At 34.4% G+C, this 22,186-nt stretch carries 8 protein-coding genes; all 8 read left to right on the top strand.

All coding sequences use genetic code 11. The features are described from left to right. Complete coding sequence (locus tag ACEN2I_RS19005) at positions 1-2,076, top strand: hypothetical protein (protein ID WP_441767674.1); 2,076 nt, start codon at positions 1-3, stop codon at positions 2,074-2,076. A gap of 38 nt (positions 2,077-2,114) precedes the next feature. Beyond that, positions 2,115-3,446 carry a hypothetical protein gene (locus tag ACEN2I_RS19000; RefSeq protein WP_441767673.1) on the top strand — a complete coding sequence of 444 codons (1,332 nt, stop codon included), beginning with the start codon at positions 2,115-2,117 and terminating at the stop codon, positions 3,444-3,446. Positions 3,447-3,450: 4 nt separating this feature from the next. Continuing rightward, positions 3,451-4,620 (top strand): hypothetical protein, encoded by a 1,170-nt coding sequence (locus ACEN2I_RS18995; RefSeq protein ID WP_441767672.1) that lies wholly within the window; start codon positions 3,451-3,453, stop codon positions 4,618-4,620. Positions 4,621-4,694: 74 nt separating this feature from the next. Then, entirely contained in the window at positions 4,695-5,873 is a 1,179-nt protein-coding gene (locus tag ACEN2I_RS18990) for a hypothetical protein (protein WP_441767671.1), read from the top strand. Beyond that, complete coding sequence (locus ACEN2I_RS18985) at positions 5,870-12,229, top strand: T9SS type A sorting domain-containing protein (RefSeq protein WP_441767670.1); 6,360 nt, start codon at positions 5,870-5,872, stop codon at positions 12,227-12,229. The genes ACEN2I_RS18990 and ACEN2I_RS18985 overlap by 4 nt, the downstream gene beginning before the upstream one ends. A 97-nt stretch (positions 12,230-12,326) precedes the next feature. Next, positions 12,327-14,783 (top strand): hypothetical protein, encoded by a 2,457-nt coding sequence (locus tag ACEN2I_RS18980; RefSeq protein ID WP_441767669.1) that lies wholly within the window; start codon positions 12,327-12,329, stop codon positions 14,781-14,783. A gap of 33 nt (positions 14,784-14,816) precedes the next feature. After that, positions 14,817-20,399 (top strand): fibronectin type III domain-containing protein, encoded by a 5,583-nt coding sequence (locus ACEN2I_RS18975; RefSeq protein WP_441767668.1) that lies wholly within the window; start codon positions 14,817-14,819, stop codon positions 20,397-20,399. Between the two features lies 1 nt (position 20,400). After that, positions 20,401-21,075, top strand: a complete 675-nt coding sequence (locus ACEN2I_RS18970; protein WP_441767667.1) for a hypothetical protein — start codon at positions 20,401-20,403, stop codon at positions 21,073-21,075. The last annotated feature ends 1,111 nt before the right edge of the window (positions 21,076-22,186 follow it).

The raw sequence follows: 22,186 nt of genomic DNA, 5'->3' as shown, positions 1-22,186 counted from the left end.
ATGAAGTTCAATTTTTTCTTTATCCTTTCTTTAGCTTTTATTTTTTCAGGAATTGCGCAAAATAACTCTACGAAAAATAGCGACACAGAAAAAAAGAGCGAAATCCAAGTAATAGCTAGAGTTCAAAAAGACCGCATCTTATTACGTTGGGCAGTAAATACTCCTATTGCTTGGAAAAAATTAAATACTTACGGTTATTTAATTGAACGATTTACCGTTACGAGAGACAACAAAACTCTGGCAAAACCAGAACGTGTTGTTTTAGCTGAAGCTTTTAAACCAGAACCAGTAGAAACATGGGAAAAACTAATTGATGAAAATGATAATGCTGCTATTATTGCTCAAGCAATTTTTGGAGAAAGTTTTAGTGTAACTGGAGCAGATAATCTAGAATCTATTGTAAATCTTTCTGAGGAAGCAGAACAGCGTTTCACATTTGCATTATATACAGCTGACAAAGATTTTGAAGTTGCTAAAAAGGCAGGTCTAGGTTTTGAAGACAAAAACGTCAAACAAAACGAAAAATATGCCTATCGAATTTCATCAAATGTTCTTGAAAATGAATTGAGTATTGTTTACGGAGGAGTTTTTGTAAGCTTGAAAGAATATGAACCTTTACCTAAACCGATGGATCTTACGGCTCATTTTACAGATAACAGTACTATGTTAAGCTGGAATTTTAAAATTCTTGCGCATGTTTATGGAAGTTATTATGTAGAACGGTCTACCGATAAAATTAATTATAAACGAATTACAGAAAAACCATATACTAGTCTAAGCCAAGAAAATGCAAATAATAACAGAATCTTTTATGTAGATTCTATTGCAAACAATACTTCGTATAATTATCGTATCCAGGGTATTTCTCCATTTGGGGAATTAGGCCCTTATTCTGATGTCGTTTCTGGAAAAGGAAAGGCTTTATTGAAATATGTTCCGCATTTAACGGTAAAAGATTTCAAAGACGATTCTACTGTTACATTAACTTGGGAATTCCCAGAAGAAGGAAATAATGAAATTTCTGGGTTCGAGCTTAACCGTTCTGATTACGATAATGATAAATATGTCAAAGTAATCAAAAATATTCCAGCAAAAGATCGTTCTGTAACCTACAATAAATTGCTTGCTACGAATTATTTTACCATTACGGCTGTTGGAAAAAATGGAAATAGCAGAACTTCTTTCCCTATGCTAGTTCAGCCTGTCGATTCTATACCACCCGCCAAGCCAGTTGGTCTAAAAGGTGTCATTGATTCTTTAGGTGTAGTCAAATTAACATGGATTCCTAACAAAGAAAAGGATTTACTGGGATACCGTATTTACAAAGGCAATACAGCCCACGAAGAATTCAGCCAGATCACCGTAAGTCCAAATGAGTCTAATACTTACGAGGATAAAGTACTCATTAAAAACTTAAATCCTAAGGTATATTATAAAATCATTGCAGTTGATTACCATTATAATATGTCTGTTTTTTCAGAGGTTTTAATCCTTAAGAAACCGGATGTAATCCCTCCTACTTCACCCATTTTTACGAATTTTGAGATAAAAGAAGGTTCTGTTTTTCTGGAATGGATAAACAGCCAGAGTGAAGATACAGCAAGCCATCAGCTCTACAGAAAAGAAAATGGACAAACGGACTGGACACTTATCGTTGATACAAAAAACAAAGAAGAAAAATATCAGGACAAAACTGTTGTGGAAGGTAATACCTACCGCTATTCTATTTTTGCAAAAGACGAGAGTGGTTTAATTTCTAAAGCATCCCCTGAAGTGGCGATGTTTGTACCTAAATATTCCGTAATGCCAGCTATAAAAGGTTTTTTTGCACAAGCCAATAAAACTACCAATACCATAGATTTATCCTGGGAATATGCGAATATGGAAGTAAGCAATTTTGAGATTTACAAAGCCTCTGATACTGAACCTTTGCAGCTGATTCAGGTACTTACCGGAAAAACAAAACGTTTGTCTGATCCTACTATTACGATTAACACAACCTATAAATATGGTATAAGAGCATTGTTTAAAGATGGAAGAATGTCTAAAATGGATTTCTATACTGTCAAATTTTAATTTATATATCTAGTTTAAATTCCAAGTTTAATAAATACATGAGGATACTCTACCTACTATTTTTTCTTTTTACCAATGCATTTTGCTATTCTCAGACTTACGATTTTGATATAGTTGATGGTGTATTATGCAATACTTGCTGGGAAGGTGCACAAGGACCAACTTATAATACTTTTGAAGCAACAAAGTTTGCTTGGTCTGTAAAACAAAATAGTACAATTACGATAGCTTCAGGCAATAAAAATGGTTATGTCCCTAATGGCAAAAATACAACAATCTATACAAACAAAATATTTGCATTAGAAAGTACATTTTTAATTTCAATCAATTCTACAGGAAGTGTCCATTATGAAAGTGGCAGCAGTGGAGCTTGTAATACAAATACTACTACATCTTCAACACTTGATAATTTAATAATAAATGGCTTTGCCGGATTTAGTGATTCTCCTTGCGGAATTACAGCACGAATAACGAGGTTCAGACCAAGTAATTTAGTTATTACCAATTTAAATCTTGAAAATCCAAATAATGTATGCGGGGGTGAAATGGTAAACCTATCTGTAAATGGTGCAGGATCTTATCCTGTCGTAGCATTTCATTGGCAATATTCTGTCGATAATTCAACTTGGATTGATTTGCCAATTGCTAAAAATAATAGAGCAATTACAGGATTTTCTATACAAGAACTTTTAGGTAATTCACATATCAATTATTTTAACAAACCGATTTATTTTAGACTTGGTTACATAGGCAGGCCTTTTAGTGACACATTTACTATAACTTATTCGCCTTGTGCTCCTGTCGCTGAACGAATTTTCTACAAAGACCCTAAATGCAATGCAGACAATATTCAAGCAATTGATGTTTTTTTTGACCGCGACCTTAAACAAAATGAAGATATTAGTATTATGTATGTTGTAGATGCTGTTAATGGTGCAATCTTTTTTCACAACACTGCCATAATAGAATCATTCACATTCGATTCTGAAGCTCAAAAATTTAAATATTCCTTTCCAAATTTAGGAAAATTAGAAAACGGTCACACCTACAATATTAAATACCAGACAAGATTAAACGAGCAGAATACTGGAGCTTTAGAAAGCACCGATACTCCATTCACATATGTAGATCCAGAAAAGTTAAGTTTTACTACTAAAGGTGAACTTCCTTCTTGTGTAGGTGGAAATGATGGTTTTATTGAAATCACGATTACTAATGGTATTTCTCCTTTTCATTTCTATAAAGATGGTGTTGAAGTATCAGCTGAGGTAAACAATGGAAAATATTATATTAAAAATTTAGATGCAAAAAATTACAGCATTAAAGTTACTGATGCTGCTGACTGTATTGACAAAAACGCAAACGAATAAAAAGATGAAAACAAAATTACTCTCTGTATTATTTCTCTTTTTTGGATTAATACACTTTACAAATGCACAAACCAAATATGGTATGCTGGTAAGAACAACATTAGATCCTTTTCAAGGCTGGAATGGAAGTCATTCAGGAAATTTAAGTATTACAGTAGGTTCACAATCTGTTGGTAAAGGCAGTAATACCACTGATGATGTTGTAGTAGCATACAAATTCTTGTATATAACAGATAATCCAACTCAAATTGTTTGTTCAAGTAGTACCGCAGGAAATAAGGACGGGAGCGACTGTAGTTTAGACAGAAACATCCCCTACAATAAAGATACTTTTGATTCTGGTTACTTTGGAGGATGTATTGGAGATGCAGAAATGATGGGAATTTATCTGCCGCAGCCGGTAAACACAAATGTTTGTAAAAATGATGTAATCTCGTTAACGAGAGGCTGGAATTGGCAATATAGTTATGACGGAGTTATTTGGTCAAACTTACCAAGTAATTATCAAGCAAAACGAGCCATTTCTTTTACAATGGCAGCATTAGGCGGTTATGAAGGAAAAACTCATTTGTATATAAAAACTGGATATAATACAACTTTTACAGACTTCATTACCTATGATATTATTCCATGTCCTCCTAGTTTAATTGGAACACCAGTTGTCACTAGTACTACTTGTGTCAACAATAATGACGGTAAAGTTGCTTTTACTTATGATCGAGATTTAGATTTAGCTAAAAATGAACGCTTTGCCTTTACTTTCTTTAAGCAACCAGGTGATATCGTAGTGGCTACACCTGATTTGTCTATTGACAGCGTAAGCAGAAAGTTAAATTTCTCAGGATTAGCCCCAGGTAACTATTCTATAAAATATCAAACTTTTATAGGAAACCAACCAACAAGCACAAACCCTGCTCCCGACCCAAGTTTTACTATTGCTTCTGCTACAGCTGTGACTTTTCAGATTACTGAAATTCAGCCCGCTTGCTTTAATGAGCAAGGAAAAATAAAACTTACTGCATCGGGTGGAACTGGAATATATTTTTACAAAATAGATTCAGATCCTGAAGTACAATTTACGTCACCAACTGGCGAAATTAATGTTGCACATGGCCAACATTCTATCAAAGTACGGGATGCTAATTCTTGCATCGATTTATTAGCTAATGAATAAATATGAAGAAACTTTACTTTACATTTTTTATTATTTTATTTATAAACTGCAAAGTTTGTTCGCAAACGTATATTATGAATACAAATGCAGGAGATGCTAACGGTTATACCCTCAATTATTATCCAAAAGATCAATATTATTACAGATACTGGATAAAAAAAGCTGATGGGAATTTGCTTTATCCAATAAAATCAGTCAATAATTATTTAATATTTGATCAAAAACCCACTCAATTCTATTTTGATGCTTACAGACCTGAATCTTACGGTTGTAGTGGTCCATGCGGTGAAGACTGGATTTCTGGATTAGAAGCTACCAATTTTAATGTTAATTGCTATAAATTGTCAGGCAATTCAGGTGGTCGGTCAGGTGCAGAAATCATCCCTGAATTTAGCATAATAAGCAATCAAGTATTAATACAGCCAAGTCCTGATAACTCTTTCTGTGATAAAGTAAACTTGCAAACTACAAGCTGTACAGGCACGCAGCGTTTTGTATGGGAATATCGAATTGAAGGCGGCAATTTTCAATCAACAAATGTTAGTACAGCCTTTAATCAAACATTTCAATTTAATAGATCAACTTATATTTCTTCAACTTATGTGGGAAACATTGATTTTCGAGTTCTCATTGATTCTGACACTAGTGTTACTGGAGAAGAAGTTTACTCAAATATTGTATCATATTATGTTAATCCATGCCCTCCTGTTTTAGAGTCAGTTTCTTCAAATGATCTAACATCATGTGTATATAAAGCTGATGGACAAGTAACACTAAACTTTGACAGAGGACTTCAAGATAACGAGCAATATGAAATGGCTCTGAAAAATAGCGATGGTTCTGGTTTAGTTAATAAAATTATAACAAAATCTATGATGGCATCCAGTCCAAAAAGCTATACATGGACAGGACTCGGAATACAATCCTATATTTTGACTTATCAAACAAAATTAACCACTGCAAATGGCACAAGTTTAAGTCAGGCTTTGAATAAAACTTTTACAGTAGGCCCACCAAGCCAATTTAACTATCAAATAATATCGACTCAACCGGCATGTCACAATCAATCTGGTATAATAAAAATAAGTGCTTCTAACGGAACTAGCCCTTATTTCTATTCCATTGACTCAGCAACCGAAGTTGAATTTTTATCTATTACAGACGAAATTACTTTGCCAGCAGGTGATCATTATATAACAGTTAGAGATTCTAAAAATTGCATAGATATAAACGCAAACGATCAAAAAATATGAAAAAAATTATACTCTTTTCTTTATTATTAACATCATTTCTAATTTATTCTCAAACAGGAATTAGGAAAGTTGTTATTGATAATCCTGCCGCTATTGTTATTGAGGGTGTAGAAAAACCAGCTTCAGGTTTTGGAGAGAACAACGGACGTATTGAAAGTTTTGCTATAAGTGGAGGAACTTTATTAAATAATGCTAGCTACACACAAGTATGGACAAAGGATGGGAGTCCATTTACCCCTACTGACTATAATAAACTTTATGCAGGTACCTATATTGTAAAAGTGACCGACTCTAAAAACTGCTCTCTTTCAAAAACATTTACTATAGGCCAGCCTCAAAAATTAGAAGTTCTAATTTCTGGAAATAAAATTGCCTGCTTTGGTGGCACTGGAAATCTAGTTGCATTAGTTTCAGGAGGTACTGTTAATTTAGGTTATTCTTATGTCTGGCAAAAAAAAGAAGGAGCGGTTTACAATACTGTATTTGGAAAATCAGATAGCAATCCTAGTGGTTTAGATACAGGCACCTATAGAGTTGTAGTTAAAGACAATGCTAGTCCTGCCAGTACATCAACTTCAGCAGATATTTTCTTAGATCAAAATACAAAATTAACTGCATCACCATATGTAACACATGTTAGTTGTAGAGGAGGAAATAACGGCATGGTAAGTTTAACGCTTGGAGGAGGAACAGGAGCCTATAATGTACAATGGACAAATGGTCCAGCAGGAGCAACTAGAACAAATTTGGCTGCAGGAATTTATCAGTATACTGTTACTGATGCAAATGTTCCAGGCTGTTCTATCGTTGGTTCTGTTCAAGTTACAGAACCTTCGACATCATTAACTGTTAATCCTTCAATAATTCAAACCCAGCCTTCTACACCAACAGCCTTTGATGGAAAAATAAAAGTGTCTGGAACGGGTGGTACTCCAGGATATACTTATGCATGGTACAAAGGAAATACATTAATTAATCCAGATCCTGATCAAGACGGTGAAGCTGTTGGTCTTGAAAATGGTACCTATCATGTTATTATAATAGATGCTAATAGCTGCTATGTTACAAGTGCAGATATGGTACTCAATGCTTTAACAGTAGCAATTGATGCTCATACAGATATTAAATGTTTTGGCGAATCGACAGGTAGTATTACAGCAAGAGCTTTTGGAGGTCTAGGATCTGGATATACTTACAAATGGTACACAATTAATGGTAGTACTGAAACTGATCAAGGAACAACAACTGCAACAATAAGTAATATTCCATTCGGAACTTACAGAGTAAGAGTTAACGAAGGGCAGACTCCTTCAGCTTATATCGATTATACCCTTACACAGCCTACTGCACCGCTAAATGTAACTTATGCTAAAGCTGACCCAAGTTGTTTTGGTGGGAATAACGGTAATATTATACTTGCCGTTTCGGGCGGAACTATAGGAAGTGGCTACACTTATTTATGGAGTAATGGTAGTACAGCTAAAGATCAAACTGCTTTAACTGCAGGAACTTATTCAGTAACCGTAAAAGATGCTAATAATTGTCCTTTTACAATAAATGGAATTGTAATTGGTCAGCCAACTGCTATCAATATTCTATCACCTTCAATAACAAATGTTGCCATATACGGACAAAATACAGGTGCCATTACTCTTAAGCCTATTACTGGAGGAACGCTAAATAATGGAAATTATACTTATAATTGGACATACGACAAAGACAATACCTTTTCAAGGACTACAAAAGATATTTCTGGACTTAAAGCTGGTAAATATGCTTTGGTAGTAACAGACAGCAAATCATGTACTGCTACACAAACATATACGATTGCTGAAAATCCAGAATTAATTGTTTCTATAAATGAAACTAAATTCATTTTGTGTGATGGAAATACTAACGGAGAAATAACAGCTACAGTTAATGGAGGTGTTGCCAATTACATCTACAAATGGTATAAAAACGGATCTTTAGTTGCTGGGAGCACTAATGTTCTTTCGAATTTGGGTTTTGGAAAATATAAATTAATTGTGACTGACAATGTTGGCGCAACAAAAGAAAGTGCTGAACTTGACCTTGTACAGCCGAATGTCTTAAGTGTAACCCTAACTTCAAGTACAGCTGTTTTATGTTATGGCAACAATACTGGAGCTATTAATATAACGCCTACAGGAGGAACTCTACCTTATACATTTGCATGGAAAAAAGATAATATAGCTTATGCAACAACAGAGGATTTAACAGGGCTTTCATCAGCAATTTATAGCTTACTGATTACAGATAAAAACGGATGTACAGTAGCATTAAACAACATTGCAATAACTCAGCCTATAGCACCACTGGCTATAACTGATGTCCAAGTGAAAGACTTAACTGGCTTTGAAACTAAAAATGGTGTCATTGAAATTAATGTTACTGGAGGAACAACGAATTATAGTTATGCTTGGAGAGTAAAAGGAACAATTCCAATTATTGGAACTTCAAAATTATTAGATCAGCTGGCAATTGGAACGTATGTACTTACTGTAACAGATCAAAACAATTGTACTATTACTAAAGAATATACATTAATTCAACCGCCTAGATTAGATATCACAGGTATTACAATGACTCCAAATACACAAGTAAAATGTTTTGGAGATACAACTGCAGAATTAACCGCAACAGTTACTGGAGGTGTACCAGGTTATATTTATAAATGGTATAATGCTTTAGCTCCAACCGTAGTATTATCAACAACGAATAAAGTATCTGGTTTAGGCACTGGAAAATATATGGTTGATGTTACAGATCAAAATAGCAACTTGTCTTATGGAACTAAAGAATATACTATCACACAACCAAATCCATTAGGTATTACTTATACGAAAACAAATGTTTCTTGTAAAAACGGAAATGACGGAACTATCAATTTAGCAATTACTGGAGGCTCTTCAGATTATAATATCATCTGGGATTACAATTCGGCAAACAATAATGGAAAAGCAAATATTACAGGATTGCCTTTCGGAACGTATAAAGTAACCGTATCAGACAAAAATGCTGTAAACTGTTCTATCAGTGAAACAATTACCATTTCTGAACCTGCAAATGAGCTGGCAATTGCAAATCAAAATGTTACAAACGCCTCAGGTTTCGGATTAAGCAATGGAAAGATTTTTGTTCAAATCTCTGGCGGAACTCCAAATTATTCTTATAAATGGTTTAAAAATAATGCGGAAATTGTTGATCAAACTACAGCAATTTTAGATAATCAACAGGCAGGGTCTTACAAATTAGCTGTTACAGATAACAAAAACTGTACTCTAGAAAAAATATTTACAATAACAGAACCTGTAGAACTTAAAGTTACTGTTTCTGTAGCTAAAACTATTAATTGTTATGGAACAACTGGTATTTTAAGAGCCAAAGCTGTTACAGGAACTGGTGTTCCAGATGCTCAGGGATTCTACACTTACAAATGGTTCAGAGAAAATGGTACTTTAATCAATACAACTTTAAATGCCGAAGCAACAACAGGAAATATTACTGCTGGTAAATATTATGTAACTGTTATCGATTCAAATAACAATCAGACTACTTCTAGCCTATTTGAAATCACACAGCCAACTCAAATCATTGTATCTACAGCAAACAAACAAGATGTAACTTGTTATGATGGATATGATGGAGTTATAGAGATCAATGTAACTGGAGGAACTCCTGATATCATTGCAGGAGCTCCAGTATATACTTATTTATGGAGCAACGGAAGTACTGATAAAAATCAATATACTTTAAGAAAAGGTATTTATTCTGTTTCAGTTTACGATGGAAATTTATGTGTCGGAACATTAAACAATATCATTATCAATCAGCCTCAAGATTTCGGATTTGATTTGGATAAAATTGTGCCAACAATTCCAAATGTTGGAAATAATGATGGTGCCCTTCATATCGAAATTGTCGGCGGAGTTGCTCCTTACAGATATGTATGCAAAGGCAGTAACGGAACAATAATTAAAGACGTTCCGAATTCAAATTTAAAACAAGTTGATTTTACAAATCTTTCTTCAAGTGTCTTTACTGTATCAGCAACCGATGCAACTGGATGTACAAAATCAACAGAATTTGATTATAACAACAATGTATTAGAAATCAGCATCAGTCAATCAGCAGAGATTACTTGTAATAATGGCAAAAACGGTTCTCTAACAGCGGTTGTAAAAGGAGGTTTTGGAATTAGAACTATTTCTTGGTATAAGAATGGTGTTAAAATTCCGAACGAATCAAATGCATTACTAAGCAATCTTGAAATCGGAACTTATTTTGCAGTTGTAAAAGACTTCAATAAAGTAGAAGTTACAAGTCAATCAATTGTAATTACACGGCCAGATCCGATTGCGGTTACTTATACACAAAAAAATGTAAACTGTTTAGGATTCAGTGACGGTACTATAACATTAACAGCTTCTGGCGGAAGTAATAGTTTCCAATACCGCTATAAATCGCAAGATTCAAATTATGGCAATTGGATAGCTTTTAATAATCTTACTGCAATAATTCCGAATTTAAAAGCTAACATTTACGACATACAAGTGCAAGACAGCAGAGGCTGTAATTATACTTCAATTATAAATGTTGAAATTACAGAGCCAAAACAGCTTTTAATAACTCAAAATACAATTACTCCAACAACAGGTTTTGGACTTTCTAATGCAAGTATCAATATTGTTGTTCAAGGCGGAACCCAAGCTTACAACTATAAATGGTTTACAAGTTCTAATATTCAGGTTAACGGAACTACTTCAACTGTAGCAAATCTTTCTGCTGATAAATATTATGCTACTGTAACTGATGTTTTAGGTTGTACCATTACTTCTGAATTATACGAAATTACACAACCTGATTTATTAGTTGCTACGATTACTTCTGTTAATCAAGTTTTATGTAATGGAGATAAAAATGCTAGTATTAGAGTAAATGTAACTGGAGGTATTGCTGGATATACATACAAATGGCATTCTTTTCCAGATACAGGCGTTCTTGGAACAAATGTTATATTAGGAAATATTGGAATTGGAACTTACTACGTTGAGGTAACTGATGCAAAAAACAACGTTTCGAAAAGTGATTTGTTTGTAATTAACGAACCGCAAAAATTAAACAATACACTTTCTGCAGATTACATACTTTGCGGAGATGGAAATGATTGGACTATTACTCCTTCTCCTATTGGCGGAACAAAACCTTATACCTATTTATGGAATACCGGAGCAACTACAGAAGTTTTAAAAAATGCTGCGCCAGGAGCGTATTCTGTTACAGTTACAGACTTTAACGGATGTACTATTACTAAATCTATTTCGTTTGTTGCTCCACCTCATCTTGATGCCTCAGAAACTATTAAAATCCCAACGTGTTATGGCGGCTCTGATGCGACAATTGAACTAAATTCTTCAGGAGGTCTAGCCCCTTACACTTATTTATGGGACACAGGCGAAGAATCTAATGTCCTTCGAAATGCTTCTGCCGGTGTTTATGTTGTATCTGTTACAGATAGCAAAGGCTGTATTATCACCCACGACTACACCATCGAAAATCCTCCAAAAGACATTATCGATCTTGGAGAAGATGTAACATTATGTTTTGATCAGACTTTAACTATCAATGCGGCTATAGACGATGACAAAGCTACTTACCTATGGAAATCTGATAAAGGTTTCTCCAGTAACAAAGCCATGATTACCGTTTCTGAACCTGCAGATTATACCGTTGTTGTTACCAATAAATTAGGCTGTGAAGCTACGGATACAATTAAAATATCGAGTCAGAGTACCGCAATCAGTGCTGAATTTGCTGTATCAAGTCAGGTGTTTAAAAATGAAAAAATTATAATTGTTGACATTAGTAATCCTGTTGCGGATGAAATCGAATGGATATTACCAGACAATGCCAACATTGTGACTAAGAATAATGACTATGCTGAAATCAGTTTTAGTGAAATTGGTGAATATGACATTACATTAAATACCAAAAAAGGAAATTGTACTGCTTTTCAAACTAAACGAATTTTAGTTACCGAAGGTGAATATGAAGAAGATCCTGATGAGACTATCACTGAGAAAAAATTTGATCTCAAAATTTATCCAAATCCGTCACAGGGTATTTTTACAGTAGATGTAACACTTGATAAAGTTATGCCTGCCCACGTAAAGGTTTACAATTTAAACAACAACCTGCTTATTGATTCTAAAACAGAAGAAGGAAAAGATAATTACCTCTTCAACTTTAATTTAAGCGGGCTGCCTCCGGGACTTTATTTTGTGCTGTTTGAATCACAGCAAGGAAGTAGATTGAGAAAAATAATCATTCAATAAACTACTATATCAAATACAGAACATCAATTTTAAGTAATAATGAGAATTCAGAAAGCGAAATAACTTTCGAATATTTGATTTTCATAGCCTATACAGAATGATTTTAAAAAAACTATTATTTAATACAATCCTGCTTTTAATAAGTGCATTTGGTTTTTCGCAAAACTTTAATGTTCAGGAGTTAGGCAAATCCAAATTAGTAAACGTAAGCGGCGGTGCATCTGCCAATACTGTTTTTTATTCCGGTGATGCAGCCAGAGAGCCGTTTAGCTATTTCCTGAACGGAAACATCAATATAAATATAGCCGGCTTGTACAATTTACCGTTTTCGTTTTCATACACCAATCAAAAATTGGGATATGGCAAACCTGTACTGATGAATCGTTTAAGTATACATCCTTCCTATAAATGGATTACAGGACATATTGGAGATGTGAGCATGACTTTTTCTCCTTATACGCTTAGCGGTCATCAATTTTCAGGAGTTGGAGTCGATCTTACTCCACAGGGTAACTTTAAAATAAGTGCGATGTACGGCCGCTTATTAAAAAGCAGTGAATACAACATTACTTATCCTGATATTTTGCCCACTTATAAAAGATTAGGATACGGTTTTAAAACATCGTATGCATTTGAAAAGGTAAATCTTGGTTTTACTTTATTCAAAGCGAAAGATGATACCGGTTCCCTATCAAATCCTGTTCCGTTTGAATTGGGTATAGCTCCAAAAGAAAATGCAGCGATTAGCTTTGACACCAACTTTAAACTTTTTGATAAATTACAAGTTTTTACCGAATATGGCAACAGCAGCATTACGGAAGATTTACGCGTTACCGACAAAGGAAAAGCAACAGGCGCTTCTTCTTTTCTTTTAAATAAAAACAGCACCACAACCAGTTATAATGCTTTTAAAGGGCAATTTGTTTATCCAGCCGGAAAAGGTACGCTAGGCCTTGGATATGAAAGAATCGATCCTAATTACAGAACACTTGGCGGCTATTATTTTAACAATGATTTGGAAAACATTACCATTAATGCAACCCAAAATATATTGAAGGATAAAGTTTCATTAGCCTTAAACCTAGGTATACAAAAGGATAATCTGGACAAACAAAAAGAAAGTCAGATGAAACGTCTGGTTTCTTCAATAACTGCTGATTTCAGACCCAATGATAAATTAAACCTGAATTTAAACTATTCTAATTTTCAATCTTACACGAATAGCCGAAACCAATTTGACTATATCAATCAGGTATCTGATTATGAATACTTAGACACCTTAAATTTCAGACAGGTCAACCAAAATGCTTCTTTGAGTGTCAACTATTTATTAAAAAATGACAAACGTTTAAAGGAAGCCATAAGTGCTAATTTTTCGATGCAGGATGCCGTAAATCAACAACAGGGCAAAACCATAGATGGAGGCACTTCCACTTATTATAATTCGGGAATCTCCTACTCTTTAGGCTATCCTGAAAAAGAGTTAAGCTTTACAGGATCCTTAAATAATACGTACGGTAAAACAGATTCCGGAAAAAATATTATCATCGGCCCTACCATTGGAGCTTCAAAACTCTTTTTTGATAAAAAACTGACCACTAATGCTTCTACCAGTTATAACACCAGTTATACTGATGGTGAGAAACAAAATGATGTTTTTAACTTCAGACTCAACGGATCCTATATCTATCTTCAAAAACACAATTTTAATATGGCGATCATTTCTTTGTTCAGTAATTCTTCAACCCGAAAAAACAATGATCTGACTGCTACCCTAACCTATACGTATTCGTTTGATAAAATTAAAATGCGCCCGAAAAGAGAACCTCTTCCGGAAAATACTGAAAAAGCAACTAGTGAACCGGTTTTAAAAATCAATTTTAAAAATCAGCTATTCGAAGGTACACGCAACGACATCATTACTCAACTAAAAGAAAAACAGCTTGCATTACATCCGTTGCCAGCAGCAGAAAACAACAATTTAGAGCATTTAATTACGCTTGCCTCGCTTACACCTGATGACAAAGAGTTAAAAGAAAAGGTTCTGGATTATCTGGAAGCTTATGCAACTGAAGCAGAAACTTTAGAAAAATACAATACCTATTTACTTGAAGCTTCCCAAAAGCTGGAAAACGAAATGAATCAAAAGGATGAAGGTCTTGAGAATGCGTATGTAACTGCACTTGGAAATGTAAACAGCCATCCTTTACATGGTGTAAATGAAACCGCTATTACCAATAAGACAAATTATAATTCGTATTTGAAACTCGCTGAAAGAAGCAACAATAGCCGAAATCAATTGACCAACCACCGATGGATGCTGCGTGAAATGGCAGTAGTAGCCAAAACTCCTGCTAAAGAAATTCAGCAAAATGAAAACGTGGCTGCGTTTAGCAAACAAGAAGTTGAAGAAGCCTTTAAACTGATAAAAGCTAAAAAAAATGCTGCTGAAATAGTCGATGCACTCGAAGTAAAAATAATTCCGTTTTATCATGACTTAGCCATTAAAAACGCTGCAAATGATGAAATCGATTTAAAATATATTCAAAAATAAAGTAGACCATAAAGATACTAAACGAACAAAATAATGGATAAACCTTACTTACCCAAAATGCTAAAAAAACTACACCTGTACTTATTGCTATTGTGTTCCTTAATCGGATTTGGAAGCCATGCCCAGACCTATCCCATATCAGTATCGACTCAAATCAAGCAGCCCTCGCCTATTTATCTGAGCCATTACGCAGATCCTGCCACCATTAACAGCCCCATAAAAATACAGCTGGTGCTAAACGATTTGACGATCTCGAACAGACAGGTAAAACTGAAAATTTATTTTCAGGGCAACGGGATATCTTTTACTACGAATGATTTTGTAGCAGGTGCACGTCCGTTATATCTTGACGGAGGATTTCCATTACAGTTAACGAATGTTGATCTAGCACCTTATTTTGAATATCATAATCTTTTGGGTCTTACTCCAAATCAATATGCACAGCCTTTACCAGAAGGAGCCTACAATATTTATGTCGAAGTATATGATTTTGCTACAGGAAAAAAACTGTCCAAGAAAACAGGAACAACTACTATTATTTTTCAAAACGAACCTCCTTTTTTAAACCTGCCTTTGAATAATGCTTCAATCATGCAGCAAAATATTCAAAACATTATTTTTAGCTGGACACCACGAAGCATTAATGTCAGTAACGTCGAATATGAGTTTTCATTAGTAGAAATCTGGGATAAATATACTCCAATACAAAATGCATTTGCTTACTCACCTCCCTTATACACAACCACAACACGAACCACAACCTTACAATATGGCATAAATGAACCTCAACTATTACCCGGTAAAAAATATGCCTGGCGTATCAAGGCAAAAGCCATTTTTGGTGCCGAAGAAATAGGCGTTTTTAAAAACAACGGTTACAGCGAAGTTTTTTCTTTTGATTACGAAACCTATTGTACCGCCCCGCTTGCTATAACCACTACCGGAGTTAGTGAAAATCAGGCCAAAATAACATGGAGCGGCAATATCGACAATTATGATTACCAGGTTAATTATCGCGAAAAAAATGCGGATTCAGAATGGTATAAACTCGTTACCCCGAGAGAAAATTTAACCCTTAGCAACCTAAAACCCAATGCTACTTACGAATACACTGTAGGGTCCTCCTGCGAAGTGGGTAAATACACCCATAGCCCCATTAAAGAATTTACAACCCTTGTTAAAGACGAAATCGCCTTTCAGGGTTGTGGCATCGAACCCGATCCTAAGGATCTGGCAAACAAAAATCCGCTGCCGGAACTTTTCCCTAATGATGTGGTTACTGCAGGCGATTTTCCTATTGTGGTATTGCACAGCACGGGCAGTAATGGTAAATTTTCTGGGGATGGTTATGTAACCCTGCCCTTCTTAGAAAAATTCAGAAAGCTTATTGATGCAGCCGATGCTTTAGGAGGAGAAAAAATTAATATTGGTCAGTTCTCCCGTATCAAAATTACATTTGAAAACATTGGAGTCAACACCGATTTTAAATTGATTTCGGGTGAAATTGTTGCGAGCTATGACCAAGCCAACTGGGATAAAATGCTGGATGCCGATAAAATTACGAATGCTATTGCCGGCAGTAACGGAAAACCAATTGAAGGCAAAATATCGTATGAGTCCAAAGATGCAGTCCTGAATCCTGATGGCAGTACTACCATAATAGGAACTAATGGTGAATCGACAGTTATTGCAAAATCGGTCTATGATCAGGTTTATACGGATAAAAACGGGAATGTAGTCAATATTCCTGCCAATGGCAACGGACAACCAACCTTTATCAAAGCGGCTGAAGGCGGTAAATCTATTGCTTCCAATACCAATGGAGTGTCCAGCAGTGGCGAAGTTACACAAATCTCCTCGCCAGATGTTATCATTACTTTTACTGATGCCCCTAAATCACTTTATGCTTTTGATGAACTTCCTGAATCAGGCTCGCCAAAACTTAAAGCTACTTATGAGACGGTTCCAATAAAAGGCGGAGATGTTTATAACGTTAATTATAAAGCAGTTTCAGACCTAAATGGTCCGGATACCTTACTTGCTGAAGCCGAATTTAAAAACGGAAAAACAAAAGACGATATTGTTTTTAAAACCAATACCGGAGCTTCCGTTGACTTTAAATGGACAAGTGCTACCACAGCCGAGATCAAACTTAAAAGAACATTAAATTTCTCTAAAGAGAGCATCCTGGCTACTGTAAAAGGTGCCAAAGAAAAAGACCCTAAAGATGCAGCCAAAACTATTGACGGAAAATCTGATATTGCCGGAAAAGTCAATATTTGGCAATTAACCCAAAAGCCTGTTATAAATATTACTTTGTTAAGTGTAAACGGAGCCAGTACGCCAAGTGAGGCTGAGGCTAAAGAATTCCTTAACGAAGTTTATAACAAAGTTGGGATCAATTTTGATGTTACTGTACAAAAAGTAGCTATAAACATCCCATTACCAAACGAAATACAATGTGGAGCCAGCGGTGTATTTGATGTTTATACAAATGATCAAAACAACATCATAGGTGCCATAGAATCCAGTAGCGACTTTGAATACAACGATAAAACATACTATGTTATCTATACCGGAAAAGCGGGACAAAATAACTACAAAGGTTTTATGCCTTTAGGTAAACAATATGCTTTTGTATTTAATAATGGTAATTTAAAAACAGCTGCCCACGAATTAGGTCATGGTATATTTGGTCTAAAACATCCATTCTCAGATGAATCAGAAGCGGGAAAAACAGACCTCTTGATGGATTATGGAGATGGTACCCTATTGTCTCATAATGACTGGGATATTATTCATAGCGGCGGATGGAAGTTTTATGGGTTTCAGAAGAGTTCTTCGGGGGGATTACTTGGTGGTTTTGCCCTTGCTCCTGATTGGAGCTTTGTGAGTAGCGGAGATCAAAATAAAGTAAAAGCTAGCGGAACAACTGATTCCCAAGGTTTTTTAAGAGGGATTGTTTCAAATGATATTACTTATGAATGGAAAGAGGATGCTAATGGTCTAGGAAAATACATAGATTCCAAAGGCAATGCTTATAATAATACTATAACTACCCCTAAAGATAACAGCAAAATATTTCTATTTTTTGAAAATCAAGGATCATTCGGTAAGTATATAAGAACAATTTATAATAAAGAATTAGCCGATATTATAAAATCAAAAAGTAGTGAAAAATTAAATAGTTATATCAAAAAAAATAGCACAGACGACCTATTTGTAAAAGAAGAAAACGAAAATAGAAATACCTATTGGGCTTATGTTAACTGTAGTAAATGCGATAGTCATGGAAATAAACCTGTAAATTATGTTTATTCAGAATATAAATCTGCCGGCGAAGTAATAAATATTTCAAGTGATAATAAATCAAAATTAGATAGCTTTTTTACGGCATTATCAGAAGTTTACGGTAAAGGTATTAAGGTCATTACCTATCCAAAAGGTTCTTCCAAAAAATCTGAGGCAGATGCAGACTATCAGGCAGAAGTAAAAGCAGGCAGAGCAGCTGTTGAAGTTGAAATTGATGCTAATGGCACGGTTACTAAAGCAGTATTTAATATAGAATCGATAATAGGAGTTGGGAATGTTTGTATAGCTAACCTTGTTGAAGCTAAAATAGCCCAGAAGAAAAAAGACAACCCTGATTTTGATACCGAAGGGATAGAAAGTGTAATTTTTAAAGTTTATTATTCCCTTCAATCATTTGTTGAATGTAGTTTAGGTGAAGAAAACAATAAAAACAGTTTTGTAGCTGGATTTTTATATGAATTTTGTCAGACATTGGATGTACCTCAATTAATAGGAGGACTAAAGGAGTTAGGAGTAGGACTTGTAAAATATTCTTTGATAGAGCAACCCAAAGGTTATCTGCAACAAATGAAGAATATTATCGATATTTCTAAAAAATTAGCAGCCAATGAAGTTATTACGCAACAAGATGTAATATCTGTTGTAATAAATCCAGCAGCTTATGAAAAATATAAACAAGTAAAAGAAGCTGCACATAACTTATACGGTATATTTATTACTAATGGTAACCCATGGCGCTATGGTAGACTAACCATGATGGTCGTGCCGGTTGTGCTAACATTGGGAGAATATTCGGCTGTTGTAGCAGCACGTTTAGGCATAGAAGCAGTAGAATTTGCAAAAATATGCAGAACCTTAAATAAGGTTACAAATTTAGGTTTTGAAGTAGCTGTATATGGGACGGGAAAAATTCTTAAACCAATTGCAAAAGGATTTTCTACAGTTGAAAAAACAAGTAATGTAGTAACTAATAGTTTAGATGAAATTGTAGCATTAACAGATGATTTTACTACAAATGAAACAATATTAGCAAGCGTAGCTGAAGACGTAGAACAGTTTCCTAAAAACGTAGTAGCATTAGGTGCAGATGACGTAACTAAAGCCCAACAATACCTTTCAAAAATAGGAAACTCAGGAGAGAAAGTGTACTTAATTGTACACGGTAGTGGGGAAACCTTTAGTGTAGTAAGAAATGGCATGTCAGATGTGGTTATGAACCATAAAGCATTAGCCTCTTGGCTCACAAAAAATGGTTTGAAAAACAAAAATATTATCTTACTTTCGTGTAGTGATTTAACTGCTGCTCAAAACCTAGCCAACAAACTAGGTGGTACAAGCAAAGTTACCGCATGGGAAGGTGCCGTCACAGTTTTTGAAAATGGTGCTATAAAAGGACAAGGAGCTTGTAAAGAGTTTTCGCCAGGCAATATAAGTAAAACTCTTTCTGAGTCAGAGATTCCTAAAGGAACTGCTAATGGTGCTAGTGGTGAAAAAGTAGTTTTAGGTGTCAACAGTGTGGAAAAAGCTTCTTTACTTGCTAAATTTAAGGACTTTACAAACGTTAAAACTTGGATTAATACTTTAGATGATGTTGCAGATGCAAGCCTTTTATCGAATCTCGACAATCTTGATGCTAGTTATTTTTCAAAACTTGATGCAGATTTAGTACATGCTACTTATGGTCCAGAAATAAAAGCATTACTAAAAGAAGGCCCCGATGATTTAGCTGAAGTATGGAAACGCTTAAAAGACGACCCAGCATACAGTTGGGAAATTCAAAAAACAGGTGGTAGCCGTTGGGAGAAATGGAGTCAAAGAGAGTTTTTTAAAGATATTACAGCCAAAGGAAAAGGATTTGAAACAGATGTATGTTTGGCTACTTTCAAAAATCGTTCATCTGTTAAGTATGCGGAATTAAAACAAAAATTTAAAACAGATTTTGGCAAGAACTTAGATGATTACGATATGTATAGCCAAGTGCAACTTAAATATGATGGCGATAACTACTTTGTGGCTGACCAATTGTTTGTGAAGTATAAAACGGTTGGCGGTCAAAAGGTAATTGATGATATTGTTGTAATTGAAAATAAACTAAGCAGCACTACACCATTAACTGGACCTCAGTCAACGGCATTTACCAAAACATCATTTACAGTTAGAAGTCAAAATTCAACATCGCAATTTGGTAGCAATATTAATCTAACAAGTGGTAAAGTGTTGGAGTTTTCAGGCTCTAAGCAATGGTATAAAGTGCATGATGGTGCAAATGGTGATGTGATAAGTGGAATAAGTAAAATGCAATAAAATGGTTTACAACAAGGCAGATTTTAAGAGACATGTAGAGACTATCAAAACAACAAATGGGTTTAAATTAAAAAGTGCTGTACAGGCTTATTTATTTATTCGTAAACTTAATGATAGGACTGAAACTATTACATTAAGTTACAGAGCTTATGCACCACACGGATTTTACATTGATGGTCTTTCTGTAGATATACATTTTAATGAAATTGAGGATATTCTTAATCCTATATTAGATAGGCATCAGATACAAAATCGCTATGGAGAAACCACAATACAAAAGTCATTAATTGATGTTAGGGATGTTGATTATTCTAAACTTCAAATTCAAATCAATAATAATGAAACCTTTAATGTGGTCAAAAAAGAAGTTGAAACAATAATTTTAAACGGGGCATTGCCTTTTTTTGAACATTATAATGGACTTCAAAATGTAAGTAAAACAATCGAAAATCTTAATGAAGAAGAATTAAGCATATTTATATCAGGTATAGTTGGAATAAAAATACCTCTAATCAAAAAGCTAGCACAATCAAATTCATTTTCTGAAGAACTTAAAAACAGAAATGAATTTTATACCAAAGAAGTTTTTCGGTACCCACAATATTTTAAAGACCACGAAAAGGTATTTAATGAGTTATTTACCGCAGATTTAAAAGCACTTAAAATTAGCTTATAAAAGTTGTTAAAGTGTTTTACAGCTACTAAGTGTTCCCTCTGGTGCTCGTTTGGAACGAGTGCCTACCTAAATTAAAAAACAAATCATAGTGTTTGCAACGCGGATCAATAAAACAGAAGCATTTCTTAAAAAATACTTCTGTTTTTTTATTTCTTAATTTTCTTATAAATTATATATTTGAAGAAAAAGAATATCTGAGAAGTATAAAGTTGTCGATAGTACGGTTCCAACTTTTATTCTCCCCGCTCCACGAAGTGTACTCCCCCACTGGTGCTCGTTTGCAACGAGTGCCTACTTACCTTGTAAAAACATCTCGTAGCGTTTGCAACGCGGTTAACTAAAACATGAGTAATTTTAAAACAAGTATATTCCTCCCCCGCTGGTGTTCGTTTACAACGAATAACTACTTAAATTATGAAAACAAATCATAGCGTTTGCAGCGCGACTCAATAAAACAGAAGCATTTTTTAAAACAAATACTTCTGTTTTTTTTTAATAACTCATTGAAAATCATTTAAATAAAAATATTATCCAAAATATAACGTTGTTGATAGTACTGCTAAAACTTTTTAAGAATGTATGTTTATATAATGCCGCGTTGCAAACGCTTTATTTTCGTTACTTAAGTCAGTAGGTACTCGTTGCAAACGAGCACCAGCATGTGTAAGTAAGACCAGAGACCGTTATGATAGTCCGCCTAATATGATGTTGCAAAAGCTTTAATTATGGATATGAGTAAGATTTTTCTAAACTAGCAATTACAAAAAAATGCAAGACCAAAAAATTGATCTTGCATTTTTTATAACTTAATGAATATAATTAAAAATATCTTTTTTATCCCCACTCGTCCTCGTTTGTCATCATATCTGGTGCTCGTTTGCAACGAGTACCTACTTAAATTAAAAAACAAATCATAGCGTTTGCAGCGCGACTCACTAAAACAGAAGCATTTTTTAAAACAAATACTTCTGTTTTTTTTTATAATAACTCATTGAAAATCATTTAAATAAAAACATTATTGAAATATAAAGTTATTGATAGTACTGCTAAAACTTTTTAAGAATGTATGTTTATAATGCCGCGCTGCAAACGCTTTATTTTCGTTACTTAG

The sequence above is a fragment of the Flavobacterium sp. W22_SRS_FK3 genome, from assembly GCF_052113665.1.
In the GTDB taxonomy this organism is placed as follows: domain Bacteria; phylum Bacteroidota; class Bacteroidia; order Flavobacteriales; family Flavobacteriaceae; genus Flavobacterium.
This window is presented reverse-complemented; position numbering and strand designations above follow the sequence as displayed.